This window comes from Vibrio sp. SALL6, assembly GCF_002002385.1.
Taxonomy (GTDB): domain Bacteria; phylum Pseudomonadota; class Gammaproteobacteria; order Enterobacterales; family Vibrionaceae; genus Vibrio; species Vibrio parahaemolyticus.
Window position 1 is genome coordinate 51,290 of sequence record NZ_MQVK01000017.1, and the last position, 21,036, is coordinate 72,325.

Genomic DNA, 21,036 nt, shown 5'->3' on the forward strand with positions numbered 1-21,036 from the left:
TGCTCAGCTCCTTACACCACGATGAGAACGATCAGTGAGATGAACGCAACAGCGGCCCACTGAGTCAATACGATGATTTTCTTGTCCACTGGTTTGCCTTTCAAACGAATTGGCATTACTTGTGGCATCATGCTGAAGAAAGTTTGAGCGTGAAATAGGCTACCTAGCAGTGCAACGATGTTGATTGCGACTACGATTGGGTTCGCCATGAACGCTAACCAACCTTGCCAAGCTTCAGGACCTTTCACCAAGCAACCTAAACCGAAAGTTAGGAACAGAGTGAATAGGATCAAAGGAAGCACAGTCGCTTCACGTAGCATGTAGAAGCGGTAGAAAGGATGGTTCTTCCACCAAGTGCGTTTTACTTCACGAACGTAAGGTTTACGGTTGCTCATCCTTATGCCTCCTGAGGTTTCAACATAGCAATCACGAAGTCCATAGAAGACTCCACTTTGCCTTGGTTTACTGCCGCTGCTGGGTCAACGTTCTTTGGACAAACTTCAGAACAGTAACCAACAAACGTACAACCCCAAGCACCGTTTTCACCGTTGATAAGCTTCATACGCTCATCTTTACCGTTGTCACGGCTGTCTAGGTTGTAGCGGTGCGCTAGCGTTAGTGCCGCAGGACCGATGAACTCTGGGTTTAGACCAAACTGAGGACATGCTGCGTAGCACAGACCACAGTTGATACAGCCAGCGAACTGCTTGTATTTCGCCATCTGTTCTGGCGTTTGCAAGTTCGTACCGTCTTCTGGTTTACGGTCGTTACCAATGATGTATGGTTTGATTGCTTCAAGACGTTCGATAAACGGTGTCATATCAACAATCAAGTCTTTCTCGATTGGGAAGTTTGCTAGAGGCTCGATAGTCACGCCGTCTGGGTAGTCACGTAGGAAGCTCTTACAAGCAAGTTTCGGTACGTTGTTCACCATGATGCCGCAAGAACCACAGATCGCCATACGGCAAGACCAACGGTAAGACAGATCTTTGTCTAGGTGATCTTTGATGTAGCCAAGTGCGTCAAGCACAGACATGGTTTCATCGAATGGTACTTCGAATGTTTGCTTGTATGGTTCTGCATCTTTTTCTGGGTCGTAACGCAGGATGTCTACTTTTTGAATGCGATTTGCTGACATTATGCTTGCTCCTCTGCGTTCTTCTCTTCAGCCGCTGCTTTTTCTGCTGCTTCACCGTATAGACGAGCTTTTGGTTGTGACTTAGTGATGGTCACATTGCTGTAATCGATACTTGGCGCTGAATCTGGTTTGTAGAAAGCAAGTGAGTGTTTTAGGAAGTTCACGTCATCACGCTCTGTACAACCATCGTCTAGACGTTGGTGCGCGCCGCGAGATTCTTTACGTAGAATCGCAGAGTGAACCATCGCTTCTGCGACTTCTAGGCCGTAACCCACTTCGATTGCATATAGAAGGTCTGTGTTGAACACTTTACCTTTGTCTTTGATACTGATGCGTTTGTAGCGTTCTTTCAACTCAGTGATTTTGTCGATAGTCGCTTGCATCAAATCTTCTTGGCGGTAGATACCACAGCCCGCTTCCATGGTGTGACCCATTTCTGTGCGGATCTCTGCCCAGTTTTCGTCGCCTTCTTGGTTCATCAGTTTCGCGATGCGTTCTTCAACGGCTTTTACTTGCGCGTCAATTGCCGCGTCGTTCCAGCCTTTGAATTCTGCCGCACGTTTCACTGCGTTTTCACCAGCTACGCGGCCAAATACCACGAATTCAGCCAGTGAATTAGAACCTAGACGGTTTGCACCGTGAAGACCAACAGACGCACATTCACCCACCGCGAATAGGCCTTTAATGCGAGTTTCACAACCGCCGTCCGTTTCAATACCACCCATGGTGTAGTGAACGGTTGGACGAATTGGAATTGGCTCTTTTGCAGGGTCCACGTTTACGTAAGCTTTTGCTAGCTCACAGATGAACGGTAGACGCTCTTGTAGGTACTCTTCACCAAGGTGGCGAAGGTCTAGGTGCACCACGTCACCCAGTGGGTGTTTGATGGTGTTGCCTTTCTGTTGTTCGTGCCAGAAAGCTTGAGAAACTTTGTCACGAGGACCCAGTTCCATGTATTTGTTCTTCGGTTGGCCAACTGGAGTTTCAGGGCCCATGCCGTAATCTTGTAGGTAACGGTAGCCGTTCTTGTTAACGATGATACCGCCTTCACCACGACAACCTTCCGTCATCAGGATACCTGTGCCAGGAAGACCTGTTGGGTGGTATTGAACGAATTCCATATCACGTAGAGGAACGCCGTGACGGTAAGCCATTGCCATACCATCGCCCGTTACGATACCGCCGTTGGTGTTACAGTGGTAAACACGGCCCGCGCCACCTGTTGCTAGAACAACAGATTTTGCTTTGATAGTAACAAGCTCGCCTTCAGACATGTGAATAGCAATCAGACCTTGAACTTCGCCTTCATCAACAAGCAGATCCAACACAAAGTACTCATCAAAACGTTTGATGTTGCTGTACTTCATTGATGTCTGGAATAGCGTATGAAGCATGTGGAAGCCAGTTTTGTCTGCAGCGAACCAAGTACGTTCAACCTTCATACCACCAAAGCGGCGTACGTTGACTTCACCGTTCTCTTTACGACTCCATGGGCAACCCCATTGCTCCATTTGGATCATTTCGCGAGTCGCGTTCTCTACAAAGTATTCAACAACATCCTGTTCACATAGCCAGTCACCACCGCCAACAGTGTCGTTGAAGTGGTTGTCTAAGCTATCTTCATCCTTGATAACTGCTGCTGAGCCACCCTCTGCAGCGACCGTGTGGGAGCGCATTGGATAAACTTTAGAAATCAGAGCGACTTCTAAGTCAGGGTTTGCTTCAGCCGCTGCAATAGCAGTACGAAGACCAGCGCCGCCTGCGCCGATGACTGCGATATCTGTGGTGATAATTTGCACAGTTATCCTCCAGTGTGTGATTGCGGAAATCCGCTTGTTATTGTGATTGCGAGGCGCTCTTTTAAAAGAACTCCCCAAAAGTAGTAGGGTTAGTGTAGATGAGCCACATGGCAGAAAAATTGATGTAATTGGGTTTTTGCTTCGGTAATGCACTTAAGGGCATAGAATTTATAGGTTATGTGACTGCTATCACGGCACGAAACATTTGAAACTCAAACGTCATATCCATGAATGTTAAATGAGTGTTGCCCGACATTGCTGTCATTGATAACAGGTTTTATTTCGAATGTTTTTTGTACTGCAGCACGAGTAATGCTTGCTTCAAATTTAAACAATGTGGCGGGAAAATAGAGAAGGGAAATTCCCCTCTCGTCGAACCGTGAAAAGCATGTAGAATGGGGTTTTTACGCGCTAAATTAGAGTTTTGAGAGACTTATTATGCAAACCAACTGGCAACCTACCGCTTCCATTGAGCAACTTCGTCAACGTGCGACGTTAATCGCCGCCATTCGTCAATTCTTTGCCGAGCGACAGGTGATGGAAGTGGACACGCCAGCGATGAGCCACGCGACCGTGACTGACATTCATTTGCATACTTTTCAAACCGAGTTTGTTGGCCCTGGTTACGCTGATGGCAGTAAGCTGTTCTTTATGACCAGCCCAGAATTCCATATGAAGCGCCTTTTGGCAGCGGGCAGTGGTTGTATTTATCAAATCAATAAAGCGTTTCGTAACGAAGAAAATGGTCGATACCACAACCCCGAGTTTACGATGTTGGAGTGGTATCGCGTTGGCTTTGACCATCATAAATTGATGGATGAAATGGATGACCTGTTGCAACTGGTATTGAAGTGTGGTGCAGCGCAGCGCATGACGTATCAACAAGCCTTCATTGATGTGTTGGGTGTGTGTCCATTAGAAGGCTCGATGACGGAGCTGAAAGCGGCGGCAAGCAAGCTGGGCTTGAGTGACATTGCTGAGCCAGAAGAAGATCGCGATACGTTGCTGCAACTGTTATTTAGCGTGGGAGTAGAAAACAAAATTGGTCAGGATGTGCCGGCTTTTGTGTACGACTTCCCTGCGTCACAGGCGGCGCTCGCAAAAATCAATCCTCAAGATCATCGCGTCGCGGATCGTTTTGAAGTGTACTTTAAGGGGATAGAGCTGGCGAACGGATTCCATGAACTGGACAACCCGAAAGAGCAATTAGCGCGCTTTGAACAAGATAACGCAAAGCGTATCGAAATGGGTTTAAAACCGCAGCCGATCGATTATCATCTGATTTCTGCACTGGAAGCAGGATTGCCAGACTGTGCAGGGGTTGCGCTGGGTATCGATCGTTTGATCATGCTGGCGCTAGGCTGTGACCACATTGATCAAGTCACGGCCTTTCCATTTCCAATCGCATAAGGATATCCAATGAACTTGACGGCTGCACGTTTCGTCATCTTGAGCTACGCCATATTGATCGCTTTTTTATCTCTGAGTTCAGGAGAACTACAAGACTGGGGCAATATCGCGTACCTCGACAAAATGCAGCATGCCATGGCATACAGCGGCTTTGCGTTTTTAGGTTGCTTTTGCGTGTGGCGTTGGCGTCAACGTTGGGCGGTAGCGATGGGTATTTTGCTATTTAGCGCCGTCATTGAGTGGCTACAAGGCTATGTCGGCAGACAAACCTCTTGGTTAGACCTTGTCGCCAACTCGACTGGCATCTTAACTGGTCTGTTATGTTACCGTATTTGGAGCCTCTATCGACCTAGGTTGGTGAAGTCGCTATACTCGATTCGTTAATGAAGAGGGAATACGATAACAATGAAAACGCGCGACAAAATCGTCTACGCGGCACTGGAGTTGTTCAACCAACATGGTGAGCGCAACATCACCACCAATCACATTGCCGATCACATCGAAATTAGCCCTGGTAATCTGTATTACCACTTCCGCAATAAGCAAGAAATCGTTCGTGAGATCTTTGCGCTTTATTCAGCAGAACTTTTAGAAAGATTTACCCCTATTCAAGGCTCACAAGAGAGCCTGACTATGCTGAAGAGCTACCTAGACTCTATTTTTACCTTGATGTGGAAATACCGCTTTTTCTACGCAAACCTACCAGAAATCTTGTCACGAGATGAACAGCTGCACGAGCAGTACATCGATGTGCAAGAGAAGCTGCAAGCCAACCTCATTGCGATTATGCAGGAGTTTGTTTCTTTGAAGCTGCTGGATGTGAATGAACAGCAGTTGAAATCACTGGTGTGCACGTTGCATTTGATCGCTTGTAGTTGGTTAGCTTACCAATCTGCAATGGCATCGAAAACCAGCATTACCGAGCAAATGGTGAAGCAGGGGATGCTGCAGATGCTGAATGTTGTGAAACCTGTCGCGACTGAACAAGGTTTGGAGCAACTACAGCTGTTGGAAGAAGCGGTCAGCACACTGCAGGGCTGATCGGTCACTTGCTTCAATATTTCGAGAGTCACTCTCATTTTCGAGTCGCGCCTTGAGTTGACTTGTCATACTTGCTACGCACAATAAGACGACTATCTCCCTCGATTAGTTCAAGGGATTGACTCTCGATAAAGGAACTATCGCTCAATGAATTACGACATCTTCAATGGTGATGCAGACGGCATCATCGCACTTCTACAACTGCGTTTGGCTGACCCTATCGATTCCCAATTAATTACTGGCGTAAAGCGCGATATTAAGCTGGTGGAAAAAGTGGACGTGCAAGCGGGTGATGAGCTGACTGTGTTAGACATTTCGATGGAAAAGAACATGGCTGGCTTAGAGCAAGCATTGGCTCAAGGCACGCACGTGTTTTACGCCGATCACCACAAAGCTGGTGACATTCCTCAACACGGTAATTTGGACGCCCATATCGATCTTGACGCTAATATGTGTACCGCTTTGATTGTCGATAAGTTGCTGGAAGGACGCTTTCATACTTGGGCGATCACCGCTGCTTACGGTGATAATTTGATTGCTAAAGCGGATGTGCTGGCGGATCAAGCCGGACTCAATCACGAGCAAAAAGCGCAGTTAAAAGAGCTCGGTACATTAATCAACTACAACGGTTATGGCTCGAAAGTCGACGACCTTCATTTCCATCCTGCGGATTTATACCGAGCGTTGGTCCAATATATTTCGCCATTCGAAGTCATTGAAGATAAAGCCTCGCCTTACTATCAATTGCAATCAGCTTACCAACAAGACATGGATGCCGCGCAAGCGGTACCAGCCACGCATGAAAGCGACACATTGAAGTTGTTTGAGCTACCAAACACGGCCGCATCACGTCGAATCAGCGGTGTGTATGGCAACTGGCTGGCAAACCAAAATCCAGACTCTGCGCATGCGGTACTCACAGAAAACGCAGATGGTACTTACACAGTTTCACTCCGTGCACCATTGAACAATAAACAAGGTGCTGTTGCCGTGTGTGGGCAGTTCCCTACAGGTGGTGGGCGAGAGGCGGCTGCGGGTATTAATGCCTTACGCAAAGAAGATGTGAATGCATTTATTGATGCGGTCGAAACGTACTACGCATAGCATTTTCCAAAATATGAATACAACAAAGGAGCCGAGTGGCTCCTTTGTTTTTACTACAAGTAAATAAGTCAGGTAATCAGCGCTTTAACCAAGACTTCGGGTTCTGTGCTTCACTATTACGGCGGATTTCGAAATACAGTGATGGTCGGTCCTGCCCGCCTGTATCACCAGCGAGTGCTATCACTTCGCCTGCGGTGACTTTATCGCCTTCTTTTTTGGTTAACGCTTGATTGTAGCCGTAAAGCGTCATGTCACCTTTACCGTGATCAAGCAGCACCACTAAACCGTAACCTCTTAAATACTCTGCAAATACGACTGTGCCAGGGTAAACTGCTTTAACTTGTTGACCATAGTTAGCGGAAAGCACCATACCTTTCCAGTTTACTTGTCCGGTTTGACGCGTACCGAAGTTATGTAACACACTGCCTTTTAGTGGCCATGGTAGTTTGCCGCGCTGTTTGCCTAGCCCGTCCATTGGTACTGCATTTCGTTTGGCGGCTTTTGCAATCTCGGCTTTTAGACGGGTTTCATTGCGTTGTAGTTCAGCAAGGTAACGTTTGTCGTTTTTAATGCTGCTCTGAATTTTGTTCAGCGTTTGCTTACGATTCGACTGCGTACTGGCCAGTGCGGTACGCTTTTCTGATTGCTGCTTGAGCAGGGTTTCGATCTGCTCTTTCTCTAGCTCAAGTTGGTTTTTGTTGTGCGCCAACTCTTGAGTGGTTTTGGTGATGGCATCAATCACTTCGGCACGAGCCTTGGCTAAGTGCTGAAAGTATTGGCTAATGCGGTCTTCTTCTACACCTTGATTCAATAAGTGCCCATTCGCTTTCGCTCGCTCGGTCACGTAATACGTTTGCAGCAACTGTTTGAGCTCTTCCTCTTGTGCTTGGCGCTGGGCTTCTTGCAAGGAGATTTTCTCTTCCAGTTTATTGATGTTCTTGTCTGCTTGAGCAAGGTCGGCTTTAGTTTGCTTGATTTCTCGCTCCAGCTTAGAAATGCCAAGCTCTTGGTCTTTGAGCGATTTTTGCAGCTCGTTAAGCTGTTTCTCTTGCGAGGTTAGCGCCTTCTTTTGGCGATTGATTTCGCTGGAAACGCCTTTGAGCTCTTGCTGACTTGCGGCGAAAGAAAAGAGGGGATAGGTGGCAGATAAAGCACAAGTTAATAAAATAGCCGAGCGGAGCACTGGGTGATTTTGTTTTCGCACTTGAGAGTTACCTACCACATTATTGTCAAAGGATCAGAAGACGGTTAAATGCCATCTCCATGGATAAAGCTTTGTGATTTACCGTTAAAGCCTTGGTCCATATCGAGAGACGGTTTGTCTGTTTTTGGTCGACCAACGATTTTCGCGGGTACGCCTGCCACGGTCGTGTGCGGTGGCACCGCTTGCAATACTACGGAGCAAGAGCCGATTTTCGCCCCTTCGCCCACTTCGATATTACCAAGAATTTTGGCACCTGCACCAATCATCACGCCTTCACGGATTTTCGGGTGACGATCGCCGCACTCTTTACCTGTACCACCTAGGGTGACGTCTTGTAGGATCGACACATCGTTATCAACCACCGCTGTTTCACCAATCACGATGCCCGTCGCATGGTCGAGCATGATGCCGCTACCAATACGTGCTGCTGGGTGAATGTCTACCTGACACGCCACAGAAATTTGGTTTTGCAAATACGTCGCAAGGGCATGACGGCCTTGTTTCCACAACCAGTTTGCCACGCGATAGCCTTGCAGCGCGTGGTAACCTTTCAAATACAATAATGGCATTGAGTACATGGAAACAGCAGGGTCGCGGTTGACCGTCGCACAAATGTCACACGCAGCAAAATCCGTGATGGTAGGGTCTGCGGCAAATGCCTCTTCGACCACTTCACGAACGGCCATTGCTGGCATCGACGCCGTGTTTAATTTGTTGGCCAAAATGTAACTCAGTGCCGCACACAAACTTTCATGCTTGATGATCGTTGCGTGGTAAAAGCTGGCCAACATAGGCTCTTGCTCTGACATTTCACGGGCTTCTGAGACAATTTTGTTCCAGACTTTTTGTTTTTCGCAGTGTTTCATTCTCAATATCCTGAGTGGTTCTTCCGTGACCCGACAACTTCTATTCTTCTCAGATGAGGTGCGAAGGTGCGTAGAGTGCTACTTTCCTTCGGCTTTTTTGTCACGAGCAAGTAAATCTTGCGCTGCCAGGCGTGCATCTTTTCCTTGATACAATACTTGATAAATTTGGTCAACAATCGGCATTTCAACGCCCATGCGTTGGGAGAGCATCCATACTTCTTTCGTGTTGCGGTAGCCTTCTACGACTTGGCCAATTTCTTCTTGTGCGGTGTCAACGTCTTTACCTTGACCAAGAGCTAAACCAAAGCGGCGGTTACGTGACTGGTTGTCAGTACACGTAAGAACCAAGTCACCTAAACCAGCCATACCCATGAAGGTTTCTGGTTTGGCACCAAGTGCAGCGCCAAGGCGGCTCATTTCAGCCAAGCCACGGGTAATCAACGCAGTACGTGCGTTTGCACCAAAACCGATGCCGTCTGACATACCTGCGCCAATTGCGATAACGTTTTTCACTGCACCGCCAAGTTGCATGCCGATGAAGTCGTTGTTCGCGTACACGCGGAAGGTTTTGCTACAGTGGATTTTCTCTTGCAGATCCGCCACGAACTCTGCATCTGGAGAGGCAACGGAAATCGCAGTTGGTAGACCCATCGCGAGCTCTTTCGCGAACGTTGGGCCAGATAGAACGGCCAGCGAGTAGTTCTCACCGATGATGTCGTATGCGACGTCTTTGAGTAGTCGGCCAGTTTCAGGTTCAAGACCTTTGGTTGCCCAACAGATACGCGAATCTTCACGCAGGAACGGTTTGCAGCTGTTAAGCACGATGCCAAAGACATGGCTTGGAACCACAACTAACAAGTCACGGCTTGCTTGAACGGCTTTTTCTAAATCCGATTCAATAATCAAGCTTTCTGGGAAATCAACACCTGGTAAAAATGCGTGGTTCGCGCGATCCGCCTCTAAGCGTGCCATGTGCTCAGGCTCGTGTCCCCAAAGGACAACGTTCGCACCATTGCGCGCGAGGGAGATCGCTAGAGAAGTACCGTATGAGCCTGCGCCAATTACAGTCATTGCGATGTCTTTACCGTAAGCATTGTTTGTATTTGCTTGTGTCATGCTACCGCCTAATTGTCTTTCTACTAGTAGAATCTAGTTCATAATCACCAGATTTTACGCTCTCTAGGGATTAGGAACTAGGAACTTTTGTCAGAAATAAAAAATGCACATTGCATCGGATGATAGACGCTATGTGCATTTTCTTCGAGTCGGTGACGAAAGCGCTTATGGCTGTTCGTCACTTACAAAACGTGAATTACGCTTGAGCTTCGCCTTGTTGAGCTTGCTGTTGTAGGTAGTTCATGAATAGCGCGTCGAAGTTAACTGGCGCTAGGTTCAGTTGAGGGAACGTACCTTTAACAACTAGGCTTGAGATAGTTTCACGAGCGTAAGGGAATAGGATGTTCGGGCAGAATGCACCTAGGCAATGTGCTAGTTGACCAGCTTCCATTTGCTCAGCAGTGAAGATACCACCTTGTTGAACTTCACATAGGAACGCAGTTTCTTCTTCGTTCTTCACCGTCACAGTTAGACGTAGAACTACTTCGTAAACGCCTTCACCAAGCTCACGGCTTTGAGTGTCTAGGTCTAGTTTAACGTCTGGGTTCCATTCTTTTTGGAAGATTACTGGAGAGTTTGGCGCTTCGAAAGAAACGTCTTTTAGGAAGATGCGTTGAATTGCGAAGTTTTGTTGTGCTTCTTGAGGTGCTGCTTCAGCCATTTTTAAATCCTTAATAAACATTTGTTGAGTCTAGAAACGCCTAAACTCAGAAATTTGGTTTGTCCTGAGACTAACTGAGCAAATGTACCTTGACTAGATGAAGCGTGTATTACGTGCAAAGCGTCACAACTTAGGGCTTCAACTGCTTTCTATTTGCTCAGTTTTATATCCACGAGGCTTGGCAAAATCGCGTTTAAATGCGTACCTTAGTTTTTGCCACGTTCCTACTTTTTACCACGAACTAAAGGTAGGTTTGCTTCGTTCCATGCAATCAAACCATTCTGAAGTAGGCTAACTTTTTCAAAGCCCGCTTTTACTAGAAGGTTCGCGCTTTCTTGAGCGGTTTGGCCCGTCTTGCATACAACAATGATTGGGTCTGATTTATGGTTTTCAAGGCTACCCAAGTTACCAGCTTTGATGTCTGAAGGTAAAATGTGAAGTGAGTCGGTGATATGACCTTTTTTGAACTCATCTTTTGTGCGGATATCCACAACAACGCCGTTTTCACGGTTCATTAGGTGAGTCAGTTGGTTTACGTTGATTTCTTTGTATGCTGCCGTCGCTGACTTCACGATGTTCATGATAAATGCGACAAGAAGACCTACCCAAACCAAAGATAGAATCATGTTCTGTTGGAAAAATTCAATGTACTCTTGCATGTCTTGAGCTCTTACGCTGTTGGCGGAAAAATAAAGCAGGAGTATAGCGGGGTTAAGCCTCTTAGGCGAGAGGGTTAAAATTTTCTAACGAATAATTGAGATCTCTATAAACTCGCTACGTCCTTGTTATCGCATCTCTTCTCCTATCCTTATTCATCACTTTTTCCTATCGAAGTAATCGGTCTAAGTGACTTCTGTTTTGCCAAGAAAAGAGAACAATAGAACCTATCCTCAGCCAGTTATGTTGAGCGCTCTAAAAGAAGACCGTTTTGACAGTTTTGTGGCAACGTTGAGAGCCGTGCCATCGAATGTGGGCTTGGGTGTACAAAGCGTATTGGGAATGACTATGCTTGTGGAACACGTTTGTTGGTGACGCTTGGTTGCTCGCTAACTTGTAAGATAGCAACATTAAATCGCAAACATTATTTGATCTTAACCTACAGTTTTGGTTAAAAAGTGTAGTAAAATTACGCTAGTTTTGTTTCAAGGTTAGATAGGGCAGCGAAGCCCTACGCCAAAAGTTACTTAAATTTGATGAGGTCATCACTATGTCAGCTAAGAAGCCACTGGCTCTAGTTATCCTTGACGGTTACGGTTACCGTGAAGACACAGCAAGTAACGCAATTGCGAATGCGAAAACACCAGTAATGGATGCTCTGATTGCGAACAACCCACATACTCTAATCTCTGCTTCAGGCATGGATGTTGGCCTTCCTGATGGTCAAATGGGTAACTCAGAAGTTGGTCACACTAACATTGGCGCAGGTCGCGTTGTATACCAAGATCTAACTCGTATCACTAAATCAATTGCTGATGGTGAGTTCGAACAAACGCCTGCTCTAGTGGAAGCTATCGACGCTGCAGTGAAAGCAGAAAAAGCAGTGCACATCATGGGTCTTATGTCTCCAGGTGGCGTACACTCTCACGAAGATCACATCTACGCAGCGGTTGAAATGGCGGCAGCTCGTGGCGCTGAGAAAATCTACCTACACTGTTTCCTAGACGGTCGTGATACACCACCACGCAGTGCAGAAAACTCGCTACAACGTTTCCAAGATCTATTCGCGAAACTAGGTAAAGGCCGCGTTGCTTCTCTAGTCGGTCGTTACTACGCAATGGACCGTGACAACAACTGGGAACGTGTACAAGTTGCTTACGATCTACTAACTCAAGCTAAAGCTGAATTCACAGCAGAAACGGCTGTTGCTGGTCTTGAGGCGGCTTACGCTCGTGACGAAAACGACGAGTTCGTGAAAGCAACGGCGATTAAAGCAGAAGGTCAAGAAGACGCAATCATGCAAGACGGTGATGCGGTTATCTTCATGAACTACCGTGCTGACCGTGCACGTCAAATCACACGTGCATTCGTTCCTGGTTTTGACGGTTTTGAGCGCGCAGTATTCCCAGCAATCAACTTCGTGATGCTGACTCAATACGCGGCAGATATCCCTCTAGCAACAGCATTCCCACCAGCGTCTCTAGAAAACACGTACGGTGAATGGCTATCTAAGCAAGGTCAAACTCAGCTACGTATCTCTGAAACAGAGAAATACGCGCACGTTACTTTCTTTTTCAACGGTGGTGTTGAGAACGAATTTGAAGGCGAAGAGCGTCAATTGGTTGCTTCTCCAAAAGTAGCAACTTACGACCTACAACCAGAAATGAGCTCTCCAGAGCTAACTGAGAAATTGGTTGCGGCTATCAAGTCTGGTAAGTACGACACAATCATCTGTAACTACCCGAACGCAGATATGGTTGGTCACACTGGTGTTTACGAAGCTGCTGAAAAAGCGATCGAAGCACTAGACGAAAGCGTAGGCAAAGTAGTTGAAGCAATCAAAGAAGTTGGCGGTCAGCTACTGATTACTGCAGACCACGGTAACGCAGAAATGATGATCGACCCTGAAACTGGCGGCGTTCACACTGCACACACTAACCTACCAGTGCCTCTAATCTACGTAGGTGACAAAGCGGTTGAGTTCAAAGAAGGCGGTAAACTGTCTGACCTTGCACCAACAATGCTTTCTCTAGCGGGTCTAGAAATCCCTGCTGAAATGTCTGGTGATGTGCTAGTTAAGTAATTAACTGACGATTCAGAATGACAAAAGCCCGAGTATAAACTCGGGCTTTTTTGTGTCTGGTAATAAGGACTGGTTTGTAAGATTACTGAACTAAAATCCCCGCACCAATCACCGCTAGGGCCGCGCCCAACCAAGCAAATCGGTTTGGTCGGCGTTTAGTGTAAACCCAGAGCAGCGGTAGCAACATGATTGGCGTGGTTGAAGATAGCAGTGCAACCATACCTACGTTCCCTTCGCGCAGCGCGTAAAGAATTAACGTCATTCCTACGGCCATCGCGAGAAAGCCATTCAACGCCGTAATGCCAAAAACACGCCAAGTAATACGTTGGGTGGATCGAGCAACTTTGACTCCAACGATAAGTAACAAGCAGTGCGCAACGAACGCGCTGATCATTCGAATTGCCGATGCAGCGATTGGGTCGACACTGGTTTGCATGACCGGTTTGGCAATAATGCCACCGAGCGCCTGACATATTGCAGCGGTAAGGCCGAGTGAGACTCCAACCCAAATGTTGCCTTTGATTTCCTCGAGCACATTGTTAGTTTGTCCGCGCCGGCCAAAGAATATCGCCATCACCACACCGCTAAACACCAGTGCAGAACCAAGCAGTTCAATGGCCGTCATGCTTTCGCTAAACAGGAAATAACCTAAGATGGTGGAAAACACGGCATGGCAGGAAAACAACAGGCCCGCTTGCCTTGGCCCCATGCGATTCAAACACGCAAACAGTGCGGTGTCGCCAATGAAGATCCCTATCAATCCTGATGCCATCATCGGCGTAATGTGTTCCCAAGTCACACTTAGCCAACCGCCGGTTATCCACGCCATGGTCGACAAAATCACGGCTGTGCAGCCCATCCGCCAACGACTGTAAGAAAAGGCACCCAGATGCTGCGCAGGAATAACCGAAATCAGGCTGGAAACCGCCCATAAAAAGGCAGCGCACAGAGCAAGCCATTCGTAACCCATGATTGATAGACGTCCTTGTTGAATAGGGTTGAGGGCTCTTAATATGCATGAAATGCCACGAGCAATGCCATCATTTTTTTATTTATTATTGGGAAGTTAAAGGGCTAGATAACATCAATAAAAAAGCAGCTCTGGGAGCTGCTTTTTTGGGGCGGTTTACACTTTAAAGCGACTGATGTTTTCTCGCATGGTGTTCGCTGTGTTGAACATTCTGCGTGCGCCTTCACTGCTTTTCAGTGATTGCTCAGCAATGACATCTGCATCGTCTTTGATACCTTGAGTATTGCGGCTGATGTCTTCACTTACCGCTCGCTGCTCTTCTGCTGCGCTCGCAATCTGCATCGCCATATCATTAATCTCAGTGATAGAGTTGGTGATGCTGGTTAGACTGTCGTGCGCTTGCTGTGCGTAATCCACGCTGGTATCTGCCAAGCTAGTGCTGGCTTGCATGCTGTTTACGGCAAGCTTGGTATTGCTTTGCAGCGTTTCAATCATGGTACGGATTTCTTCTGTTGAGCCATGAGTGCGTTGGCTAAGTACACGTACTTCATCCGCTACCACGGCAAATCCGCGTCCTTGTTCACCCGCGCGTGCTGCTTCGATGGCCGCATTGAGAGCGAGCAGGTTGGTTTGCTCAGCAATGCCCTGAATCGTAGACAAAATTTGGTTGATGCTTTGGGTGTTCGCTTCCAGTTCAGAAATCACATTTGCCGCATCACTCACTTGCTCAGCAAGCGACACAATCGCTTCTCGGTTTTTCTGAATAACGCTTTGACCTTCCACACATGCAGATGCGGAGTTTTGGGATGCACTTGCGGTCAATTCTGCATGACTTGCGACTTCTGCAGCGGTTGCTGACATTTCATGAATGGCCGTAGCAATTTGGTTTACGTCATTTTGTTGGTGCTCAACGCGTCCTGCCGCCATGGCTGAGAGTTCATTCGCCTGTTGTGCTTGTTCTGACAACTGCTGACTGTTTTCGACGATGTTTTTTAGCATTGATTGCATCTGAGCAAGGAACTGGTTGACGTGCGTAGCCAGTTCACCAATTTCATCCATGCGTTCAATCTCGATGCGCTGCGTCAAATCACCTTCACCTTGTGACAGTTCAGAGAGTGCATCCGACAAAGTTTGCAGTGGACGTAGTAGGCGAGTGATCACGTAAGTGCTGATGGCAGCGATGATCAAATACATCACGATTGAAGCAATGGCAGTAAAGGTCACTTGCTCCGAAACGGATGCAAAAGCCATTTGTTTGTCTTGCACAACGCCCAGAGACCAATCGGTGTTAGGGACTTGAGCAACATAAATCAGTTGATCGCCTTGTTTTGGCCACGTGATTGTTTCTAGCTTCGCGTGTTGTGCCAAGTTGGCCATTTTATCGCGCGTCAGTTCTGGATTTAATGTGGTGAGCGGTTTTTGGCTGAGCTTTTCATCTTTATAAGCGACGAGGTTATTGTTGCCATCCACCAAAAACGCGAAGCCGTTGTTATCTAGTTGGATATTCAACACTTCGTTGATGATGTCTGTGACGGCCAAGTCAGCGGCCAAGACGCCTTGTTTGTTTTGGTTAAACGCTTTGGCAAAGCTAACCACAATACTGCCATCAAAGTCTTGGTATGGCTCGGTAATGATCAGCCCAGATTGTGCCATCGCGTCTTGATACCAAGGGCGAGTGCGAGGGTCGTAATCGGATGGCCATGATTCGCTTTTATCGCCGTAGGCAATAGCGCCGTCAGAGAACCCTGCGTAAACAGAGAGAAATTTCCCCGCGCGTTTGGTCAGCAATAACTCGCGATCTGCATCATCAGAACTGGCGATGATTTGTTCGTTAGCCAACATCATATCGCTACGAATTGAGAGCCAATCGCTGATATAACGGTTAGTCGACTCAGAAATATTCTGTATTTCTCGGTTGAGTGTGGATGTGGTTTCTTCGTGAAGTTGATTAACGGAAACCCAAGCTTGAACGCCACTTACGATGGCGATAATGACTGCGATAGCAATCTGGATTTTTAACTTAATGGTATTTCTCATTGTCTAACCTTTATAAACAGACAAAAAGATCAGTGTCACAACGTGTGACTCCAGAGGGTTTAGACGATTCAAGCACAGAGCGTTACATGAAAGGCTTTAGTGAATTTATCGACAGTTAGTGATGAAACTTGAGGCACATGGTGTGATTTTTATTCAGCAATGCAATGTTAAATCTCTATTCATCATGGTGTGCAAAGGGGAACGAAGTCGAGGTAATGGGAATGAAGGGGCTCTGTGAAGGCGTAACCCCTCACAGAGCCAGAACGTTAGAAGAGAATCAACACAGCGCCGTAAACTATAAACAGACCAATTAAGCCAATGATGAGTCCGACTTTCGCCATGTCTTTGCTTTCTATCAGGCCCGTTGAATAAGCTAATGAGTTTGGTGGGGTGGAGACAGGTAAAATCATGCCCAGTGAAGCTGAGAATGCGACCACAACCAGTAAGCCTTGTAAGCCACCGACAGCGGCCAAACTCGGCATGGAAACCCCGATTGCTGCGGCAATTGGCATCAACAAGTTCGCGGTCGCGGTGTTCGACATAAAATTGGCCATCAACCAACACACGATGGAGAGTGCAACCACCACCGCAAATGGAGACAGTGCCTCATAATCAATTGCGTGGGCGAGCGCTTCTGCCAAGCCCGTTTTATCGAGTGCAATACCAATCGCAATACCACCGGCAACCAACCACAATACGTCCCAGTTGATCAGTTTGAGCTCTTCTTTGCCCATGATGCCCGTTAAGGTAAAGACTGCCAGAGGAATAATCGCGACGACGTACGTATTCATGCCATGAGCTTTGGTGGTCATCCACAAGACGATGGTGAGGGCGAAGGTCACGTAAACCACCATTGCGCGCCAGCTCTTTTTGAAAGTGCCATCCAACTTGAGTTTCATTTCTGGCTCGCTCGATGGGAACAGCTTTTGCAGTAAGAACCAAGCGATGGTCAATTGCACTAAGACAAAAGGTAAGCCCATCATCATCCATGAGAGGAAGTCGATGGTGTTTTCTCCAGTGAGATATTGCAGTGCGATGGCGTTCGGTGGCGTACCTATTGGCGTAGCAATACCACCCGTATTGGCGGCTATTGGAATACACAAAACCAGTGCTTTAATGCCTAAGTCACCTTTCGGTGCTGACGCCACAATAGGGCCAAGTAGCGCTAACATCATGACCGTTGTTGCGGTATTGGACATGAACATGGAAAATACCGCGGTGATCAACATCAGCCCGAGCATGATGAATTTGGGCTGGTTGCCAAACGGTTTAAGCAGCACGCGAGCGAGGTTGTTGTCGAGCTCATACTTAGAGGCGGCAATCGCTAATGCGAAGCCGCCCATAAAAAGAATAATGATTGGTGACGAAAAGGCAGAGAAGATATCAGTGTAGTTGATCAGCTCACCAAGATCGTGCCCTGGTGGTGGATTGCGAAACAGATGCAAGCCTTTGTCAGAAATCATGATCAGTTCGAGAGCGATAATAAGAATGGACGTAGCAAAAACGGGAACCGGCTCAAGAACCCAAAGTAGGGCAGCAAGAAGAAAAATGGCCAACAAGCGATGCTGAATTAAAGTGAGATCATCAATGGGAATAGCATCAATCGGCATCATTAAAACACCGAGCGGAATTAAAAAACACACCAGCAATTTAGCCAGTGTGCTGACATTCATCTTTGGCATTGGTAGCCCCTCTAAATATTCATCCTAAGCGCAGGATAAATGATTGTGGATTTAGGGTCTTAGAGGCAGGTATGAGTTTGGAGAAGAGAGTCTAAATTTCGAACAGAATTTTGCTTTTCATCAATAAAAAAAGAGCCCTTGATAAAGGGCTCTTTTAACTGAATTTCGCTTATTTTTTCAGGGCGTAAGGTGTGCCCATTACGGTTGGTTGGCCGTTTTCCATGCTTACGTCAAACTCAATCGCGTCTTTCGCAAACAGGTTGATCACAGTCGAACCCAGTTTGAAGCGACCCATTTCTTCGCCTTTTTTCAGGATAACGGCTTTGTCACCTTCTGCTGGGTAATCCCATTTGTAGACCGTGTTACCGCGAGGTGGCGTGATGGTGCCTGCCCAAACTTGCTCGATACTGCCTACGATGGTTGCACCAACCAGAACTTGTGCCATTGGGCCAAATTCGGTATCGAAGATACATACCACTCGTTCATTACGTGCAAATAGGTTCGGTACGTTTTCTGCTGTCAGAGGGTTTACTGAGAACAGATCACCAGGAACGTAAATCATTTGGCGCAATGTGCCGTCACATGGCATGTGTACACGGTGGTAATCGCGAGGCGATAGGTATAGCGTTGCGAATGAACCGTCTTTGAATTCTTCTGCGAGTTTCTCATCACCACCAAGCAGTTCTTGCGCCGAGTAGTTGTGGCCTTTTGCTTGAATCAGTTGACCATCTTCAATTGGGCCAAATTGGCTCACACAAGCATCTGCTGGGTGCGTAATGATCTCATCACCTTCAGTGATTGGGCGTGCGCCTTCTTTGAGATCACGAACAAAAAACTCGTTGAACGTTTTGAAATGCTTAGGATCAGAGTGCTTTGCCTCGTCCATATTCACATTGTACTGTTTGATAAACCAGCGAATGACCGCGGTGGTTAGACTACCAGCTTTGGCTGATGCCAGTTTGCCCATTAGGCGAGTTAGGCCATGTTGTGGGATCCAGTACTGCAGTCCAACTTTAATCTTGTCCATCTTTAATTCCGATACTTCTGTCTGTTCTGTTAGATTCGCGCTTTGGGCGCGTGATGTTACTGAACTTTAATGTGCTTGTCAGTATTCGGTGAAGAATTCTTACACAGTTGCTCAGACAATCTGGTTACAGATCGGCCTTCTTGTTGCGTGAGTATTGGCGGTTTGCCTTGTTCTCCATCATGCTTTCTAGAATGCGATGGTAGTTCTCAAAACGAACCTCACTCACTTCGCCTTTCTCAACGGCTTCACGCAGAATACAGCCAGGGTCGTCGTTGTGTTTACAGTCGCGGAATTTACAGCCACCAAGGTATGGGCGGAACTCAACGAACGCTTTGGTGACTTCTTCAGCCTCTAAGTGCCAAAGACCAAATTCGCGAACCCCTGGTGAGTCAATAAGATCGCCGCCAGTTGGAATGTGGTAAAGGCGTGCTGCTGTCGTGGTGTGTTGACCTAAGCCAGAGTTTTCAGAAATTGCGCCTTCTTCCACTTCTTGTTCTAGTTCAGGCATTAATGCATTAACCAAACTCGATTTACCTACGCCAGATTGACCAACAAAGATGTTGATACGATCGCGTAACTGCACTTCTAAATCACTAATGCCTTCACCAGAATTTTTACTCACGAACAGCACTTTATAACCAATTCGCTCGTATTCTTTGAGCCACTCTTCGTACATTGCACGGTCATCTGCTTCAAGCAAATCGACCTTGTTGAGCACCAACAATGGTGCGATGTTGAGTGTCTCTGCGGCCACTAAATAACGGTCGATAATGTTCAGTGATAGCTCAGGCAAAACAGACGAGACAATCACCATCTGATCGATGTTTGCCGCAACTGGTTTGAGGCCGTCGTAGTAGTCTGGGCGAGTCAGCATTGATGTACGTGGCTCTACGGCTTCCACAACACCTGAGATGCCTGCCATTGATTCAAGACCTTCACGCCAGAGCACTCGGTCACCGGAAACCAGAGACTCAATGCCACGACGTAGGTTACAGCGTTGAACCTCGCCAGTTTCTAAATCTTCGATGTCAGCGTGCTGGCCAAAGCGAGTAATCACTAGACCCTGTTTGCTTGAGCCAAGCATGTTCTCATCCCATTGGATGGACTCTTCTTGCTTTTTTAGGCGTTTTTGTTGGTTGCTGCGTACGCGGCGCACCTGACCTTTGGTTAACTTTTTCTTCTTTGCCACAATGTTTTACTTAGTGAGTTAACTCAAGCGATTGAGCTCGTTCTCGGCTCAAGTTCGTGAGTATCGTGTTTCAAGTATTTTCAGGTATAGTACCTCTTTTATCGATAAACAAATAGGCGGCGTAACCATGTCCTTTAGCGATCAAAACCTAATTTGGGTGGATTTAGAGATGACAGGGCTTGATCCTGAAACGCACAAAATCATCGAAATTGCTTCTATCGTCACGGATAGCGAACTGAATATTTTAGCTGAAGGGCCAGTGCTTGCCGTGCATCAGCCAGAAGAAGAGCTAGCCAAAATGGACGATTGGTGCACCAACACGCACACAGCTAGCGGTTTGGTTGAGCGCGTTCGGAACAGCAAAATCTCTGAGCAAGATGCCGTAGTGCAGACCATCGAATTTTTAGAAAAATGGGTACCAAAAGGCGTATCGCCAATCTGCGGTAATAGCATCGGTCAGGACCGTCGTTTCTTGTACAAGCATATGCCTGAACTGGAAGAATACTTCCACTACCGTTACTTAGATGTGAGCACACTAAAAGAGCTAACTCGTCGTTGGAAGCCAGAGGTGCTGGACGGTTTCTCTAAACAGGGCACACACTTAGCGTTGGACGACATCCGTGAATCTATTGCGGAGTTAAAGTACTACCGCGAAACGATCTTTACGATCTAACTGTTAAGGCTGCGATCTAAATTGTTGTCATTCTTGATTGTTTTGCTTGCTTTTTCGTCGTTCAGTAAAAAATTAAAGTTTTTTTGAACGAAGGACTTGCATCACAAAAAAATGCTCTTATAATTCGCAGCCCTGAACAGCGGAAACGTTGTTGATGCGACACTAGCTCAGTTGGTAGAGCGCAACCTTGCCAAGGTTGAGGTCACGAGTTCGAACCTCGTGTGTCGCTCCAAATTTTTATTATTGCACTAAGCAATAATACATGGACGCGGGATGGAGCAGCTTGGTAGCTCGTCGGGCTCATAACCCGAAGGTCGTCGGTTCAAATCCGGCTCCCGCAACCAATTCTCTTCTTGAGAACATGCGACACTAGCTCAGT

General features: G+C 47.0%; 19 protein-coding genes and 2 tRNA genes. 8 read left to right on the top strand and 13 right to left on the bottom strand.

All coding sequences use genetic code 11. The features are described from left to right. Positions 1–11 precede the first annotated feature (11 nt). The 3 genes from frdC to frdA are packed head-to-tail and all read right to left on the bottom strand — an operon-like array spanning position 12 to position 2,937. A complete protein-coding gene (gene frdC, locus BIW15_RS09910) occupies positions 12–395 on the bottom strand; it encodes a fumarate reductase subunit FrdC (RefSeq protein ID WP_005381491.1) in 384 nt (127 codons plus the stop codon). A 2-nt stretch (positions 396–397) separates the two neighbouring features. Continuing rightward, positions 398–1,138, bottom strand: a complete 741-nt coding sequence (locus BIW15_RS09915; RefSeq protein WP_005456956.1) for a succinate dehydrogenase/fumarate reductase iron-sulfur subunit — start codon at positions 1,136–1,138, stop codon at positions 398–400. Further along, entirely contained in the window at positions 1,138–2,937 is a 1,800-nt protein-coding gene (frdA, locus tag BIW15_RS09920) for a fumarate reductase (quinol) flavoprotein subunit (RefSeq protein ID WP_005496469.1), read from the bottom strand. Before frdA ends, BIW15_RS09915 begins: the two co-directional genes overlap by 1 nt. Positions 2,938–3,375: 438 nt before the next feature. Here frdA and epmA point away from each other — a divergent pair, with 438 nt between their 5' ends. From epmA to BIW15_RS09945, 4 genes are all read left to right on the top strand, one after another. After that, on the top strand, positions 3,376–4,347 hold the full coding sequence (gene epmA / locus BIW15_RS09930; RefSeq protein ID WP_005456968.1) for an elongation factor P--(R)-beta-lysine ligase: 972 nt from the start codon (positions 3,376–3,378) through the stop codon (positions 4,345–4,347). Between the two features lie 9 nt (positions 4,348–4,356). Next, positions 4,357–4,731 carry a VanZ family protein gene (locus tag BIW15_RS09935; protein WP_005456934.1) on the top strand — a complete coding sequence of 125 codons (375 nt, stop codon included), beginning with the start codon at positions 4,357–4,359 and terminating at the stop codon, positions 4,729–4,731. A gap of 21 nt (positions 4,732–4,752) precedes the next feature. After that, on the top strand, positions 4,753–5,388 hold the full coding sequence (locus BIW15_RS09940; protein ID WP_005456944.1) for a TetR/AcrR family transcriptional regulator: 636 nt from the start codon (positions 4,753–4,755) through the stop codon (positions 5,386–5,388). Positions 5,389–5,535: 147 nt separating this feature from the next. Continuing rightward, entirely contained in the window at positions 5,536–6,492 is a 957-nt protein-coding gene (locus tag BIW15_RS09945) for an acetyltransferase (RefSeq protein ID WP_077280926.1), read from the top strand. A gap of 76 nt (positions 6,493–6,568) precedes the next feature. Here the strand turns inward: BIW15_RS09945 and BIW15_RS09950 are convergent, their stop codons facing one another. The 5 genes from BIW15_RS09950 to BIW15_RS09970 all read right to left on the bottom strand — a co-directional run bounded on the left by BIW15_RS09950 (position 6,569) and on the right by BIW15_RS09970 (position 10,998). Then, the gene (locus tag BIW15_RS09950) at positions 6,569–7,714 is read right to left on the bottom strand and encodes a murein hydrolase activator EnvC (RefSeq protein ID WP_031858896.1); all 1,146 of its coding nucleotides are present in this window, start codon (positions 7,712–7,714) and stop codon (positions 6,569–6,571) included. A 26-nt stretch (positions 7,715–7,740) separates the two neighbouring features. Then, positions 7,741–8,562: a serine O-acetyltransferase gene (cysE, locus tag BIW15_RS09955; protein WP_005496472.1), complete on the bottom strand. Its 822-nt coding sequence runs from the start codon at positions 8,560–8,562 to the stop codon at positions 7,741–7,743. Between the two features lie 78 nt (positions 8,563–8,640). Then, on the bottom strand, positions 8,641–9,678 hold the full coding sequence (gene gpsA / locus BIW15_RS09960) for an NAD(P)H-dependent glycerol-3-phosphate dehydrogenase (RefSeq protein ID WP_005496473.1): 1,038 nt from the start codon (positions 9,676–9,678) through the stop codon (positions 8,641–8,643). Positions 9,679–9,874: 196 nt separating this feature from the next. Beyond that, a complete protein-coding gene (gene secB / locus BIW15_RS09965; protein ID WP_005456911.1) occupies positions 9,875–10,339 on the bottom strand; it encodes a protein-export chaperone SecB in 465 nt (154 codons plus the stop codon). A 224-nt stretch (positions 10,340–10,563) separates the two neighbouring features. Then, on the bottom strand, positions 10,564–10,998 hold the full coding sequence (locus BIW15_RS09970; RefSeq protein ID WP_077280927.1) for a rhodanese-like domain-containing protein: 435 nt from the start codon (positions 10,996–10,998) through the stop codon (positions 10,564–10,566). 548 nt (positions 10,999–11,546) lie between these two features. On the opposite strand from BIW15_RS09970, the gene gpmM reads away from it, so the two are divergent. Further along, positions 11,547–13,079 (top strand): 2,3-bisphosphoglycerate-independent phosphoglycerate mutase, encoded by a 1,533-nt coding sequence (gene gpmM, locus BIW15_RS09975; RefSeq protein WP_005456931.1) that lies wholly within the window; start codon positions 11,547–11,549, stop codon positions 13,077–13,079. A gap of 82 nt (positions 13,080–13,161) precedes the next feature. Here the strand turns inward: gpmM and BIW15_RS09980 are convergent, their stop codons facing one another. The 5 genes from BIW15_RS09980 to rsgA all read right to left on the bottom strand — a co-directional run bounded on the left by BIW15_RS09980 (position 13,162) and on the right by rsgA (position 19,984). Next, positions 13,162–14,049, bottom strand: coding sequence for a DMT family transporter (locus BIW15_RS09980; RefSeq protein WP_017449366.1), 888 nt, complete (start codon positions 14,047–14,049; stop codon positions 13,162–13,164). 156 nt (positions 14,050–14,205) lie between these two features. Then, positions 14,206–16,086 (bottom strand): methyl-accepting chemotaxis protein, encoded by a 1,881-nt coding sequence (locus tag BIW15_RS09985; protein ID WP_023583858.1) that lies wholly within the window; start codon positions 16,084–16,086, stop codon positions 14,206–14,208. Between the two features lie 266 nt (positions 16,087–16,352). Beyond that, entirely contained in the window at positions 16,353–17,768 is a 1,416-nt protein-coding gene (locus BIW15_RS09990; RefSeq protein ID WP_015297419.1) for a DASS family sodium-coupled anion symporter, read from the bottom strand. Between the two features lie 169 nt (positions 17,769–17,937). Continuing rightward, positions 17,938–18,795 (bottom strand): archaetidylserine decarboxylase, encoded by an 858-nt coding sequence (gene asd / locus BIW15_RS09995; protein ID WP_077280928.1) that lies wholly within the window; start codon positions 18,793–18,795, stop codon positions 17,938–17,940. A gap of 124 nt (positions 18,796–18,919) precedes the next feature. Further along, a complete protein-coding gene (gene rsgA / locus BIW15_RS10000) occupies positions 18,920–19,984 on the bottom strand; it encodes a small ribosomal subunit biogenesis GTPase RsgA (RefSeq protein WP_005496489.1) in 1,065 nt (354 codons plus the stop codon). 127 nt (positions 19,985–20,111) lie between these two features. Between rsgA and orn the strand changes: the two genes are divergently transcribed. The 3 genes from orn (at position 20,112) to BIW15_RS10015 (ending at position 21,001) form a co-directional block, all read left to right on the top strand. Further along, positions 20,112–20,657, top strand: a complete 546-nt coding sequence (gene orn, locus BIW15_RS10005) for an oligoribonuclease (protein WP_025634241.1) — start codon at positions 20,112–20,114, stop codon at positions 20,655–20,657. A 156-nt stretch (positions 20,658–20,813) separates the two neighbouring features. After that, positions 20,814–20,889: transfer RNA gene (locus BIW15_RS10010), tRNA-Gly, on the top strand. 35 nt (positions 20,890–20,924) lie between these two features. Beyond that, positions 20,925–21,001 (top strand) — tRNA-Met (locus tag BIW15_RS10015). Positions 21,002–21,036: the final 35 nt, after the last annotated feature.

Bases quoted from the DNA above. Each gene is read 5' to 3' on its own strand.
- frdC (WP_005381491.1), bottom strand. From the start codon at position 395: ATGAGCAACCGTAAACCTTACGTTCGTGAAGTAAAACGCACTTGGTGG.
- BIW15_RS09915 (WP_005456956.1), bottom strand. From the start codon at position 1,138: ATGTCAGCAAATCGCATTCAAAAAGTAGACATCCTGCGTTACGACCCA.
- epmA (WP_005456968.1), top strand. From the start codon at position 3,376: ATGCAAACCAACTGGCAACCTACCGCTTCCATTGAGCAACTTCGTCAA.
- BIW15_RS09935 (WP_005456934.1), top strand. From the start codon at position 4,357: ATGAACTTGACGGCTGCACGTTTCGTCATCTTGAGCTACGCCATATTG.
- BIW15_RS09940 (WP_005456944.1), top strand. From the start codon at position 4,753: ATGAAAACGCGCGACAAAATCGTCTACGCGGCACTGGAGTTGTTCAAC.
- BIW15_RS09945 (WP_077280926.1), top strand. From the start codon at position 5,536: ATGAATTACGACATCTTCAATGGTGATGCAGACGGCATCATCGCACTT.
- cysE (WP_005496472.1), bottom strand. From the start codon at position 8,562: ATGAAACACTGCGAAAAACAAAAAGTCTGGAACAAAATTGTCTCAGAA.
- gpsA (WP_005496473.1), bottom strand. From the start codon at position 9,678: ATGACACAAGCAAATACAAACAATGCTTACGGTAAAGACATCGCAATG.
- secB (WP_005456911.1), bottom strand. From the start codon at position 10,339: ATGGCTGAAGCAGCACCTCAAGAAGCACAACAAAACTTCGCAATTCAA.
- BIW15_RS09970 (WP_077280927.1), bottom strand. From the start codon at position 10,998: ATGCAAGAGTACATTGAATTTTTCCAACAGAACATGATTCTATCTTTG.
- gpmM (WP_005456931.1), top strand. From the start codon at position 11,547: ATGTCAGCTAAGAAGCCACTGGCTCTAGTTATCCTTGACGGTTACGGT.
- BIW15_RS09980 (WP_017449366.1), bottom strand. From the start codon at position 14,049: ATGGGTTACGAATGGCTTGCTCTGTGCGCTGCCTTTTTATGGGCGGTT.
- BIW15_RS09985 (WP_023583858.1), bottom strand. From the start codon at position 16,086: ATGAGAAATACCATTAAGTTAAAAATCCAGATTGCTATCGCAGTCATT.
- BIW15_RS09990 (WP_015297419.1), bottom strand. From the start codon at position 17,768: ATGCCAAAGATGAATGTCAGCACACTGGCTAAATTGCTGGTGTGTTTT.
- asd (WP_077280928.1), bottom strand. From the start codon at position 18,795: ATGGACAAGATTAAAGTTGGACTGCAGTACTGGATCCCACAACATGGC.
- orn (WP_025634241.1), top strand. From the start codon at position 20,112: ATGTCCTTTAGCGATCAAAACCTAATTTGGGTGGATTTAGAGATGACA.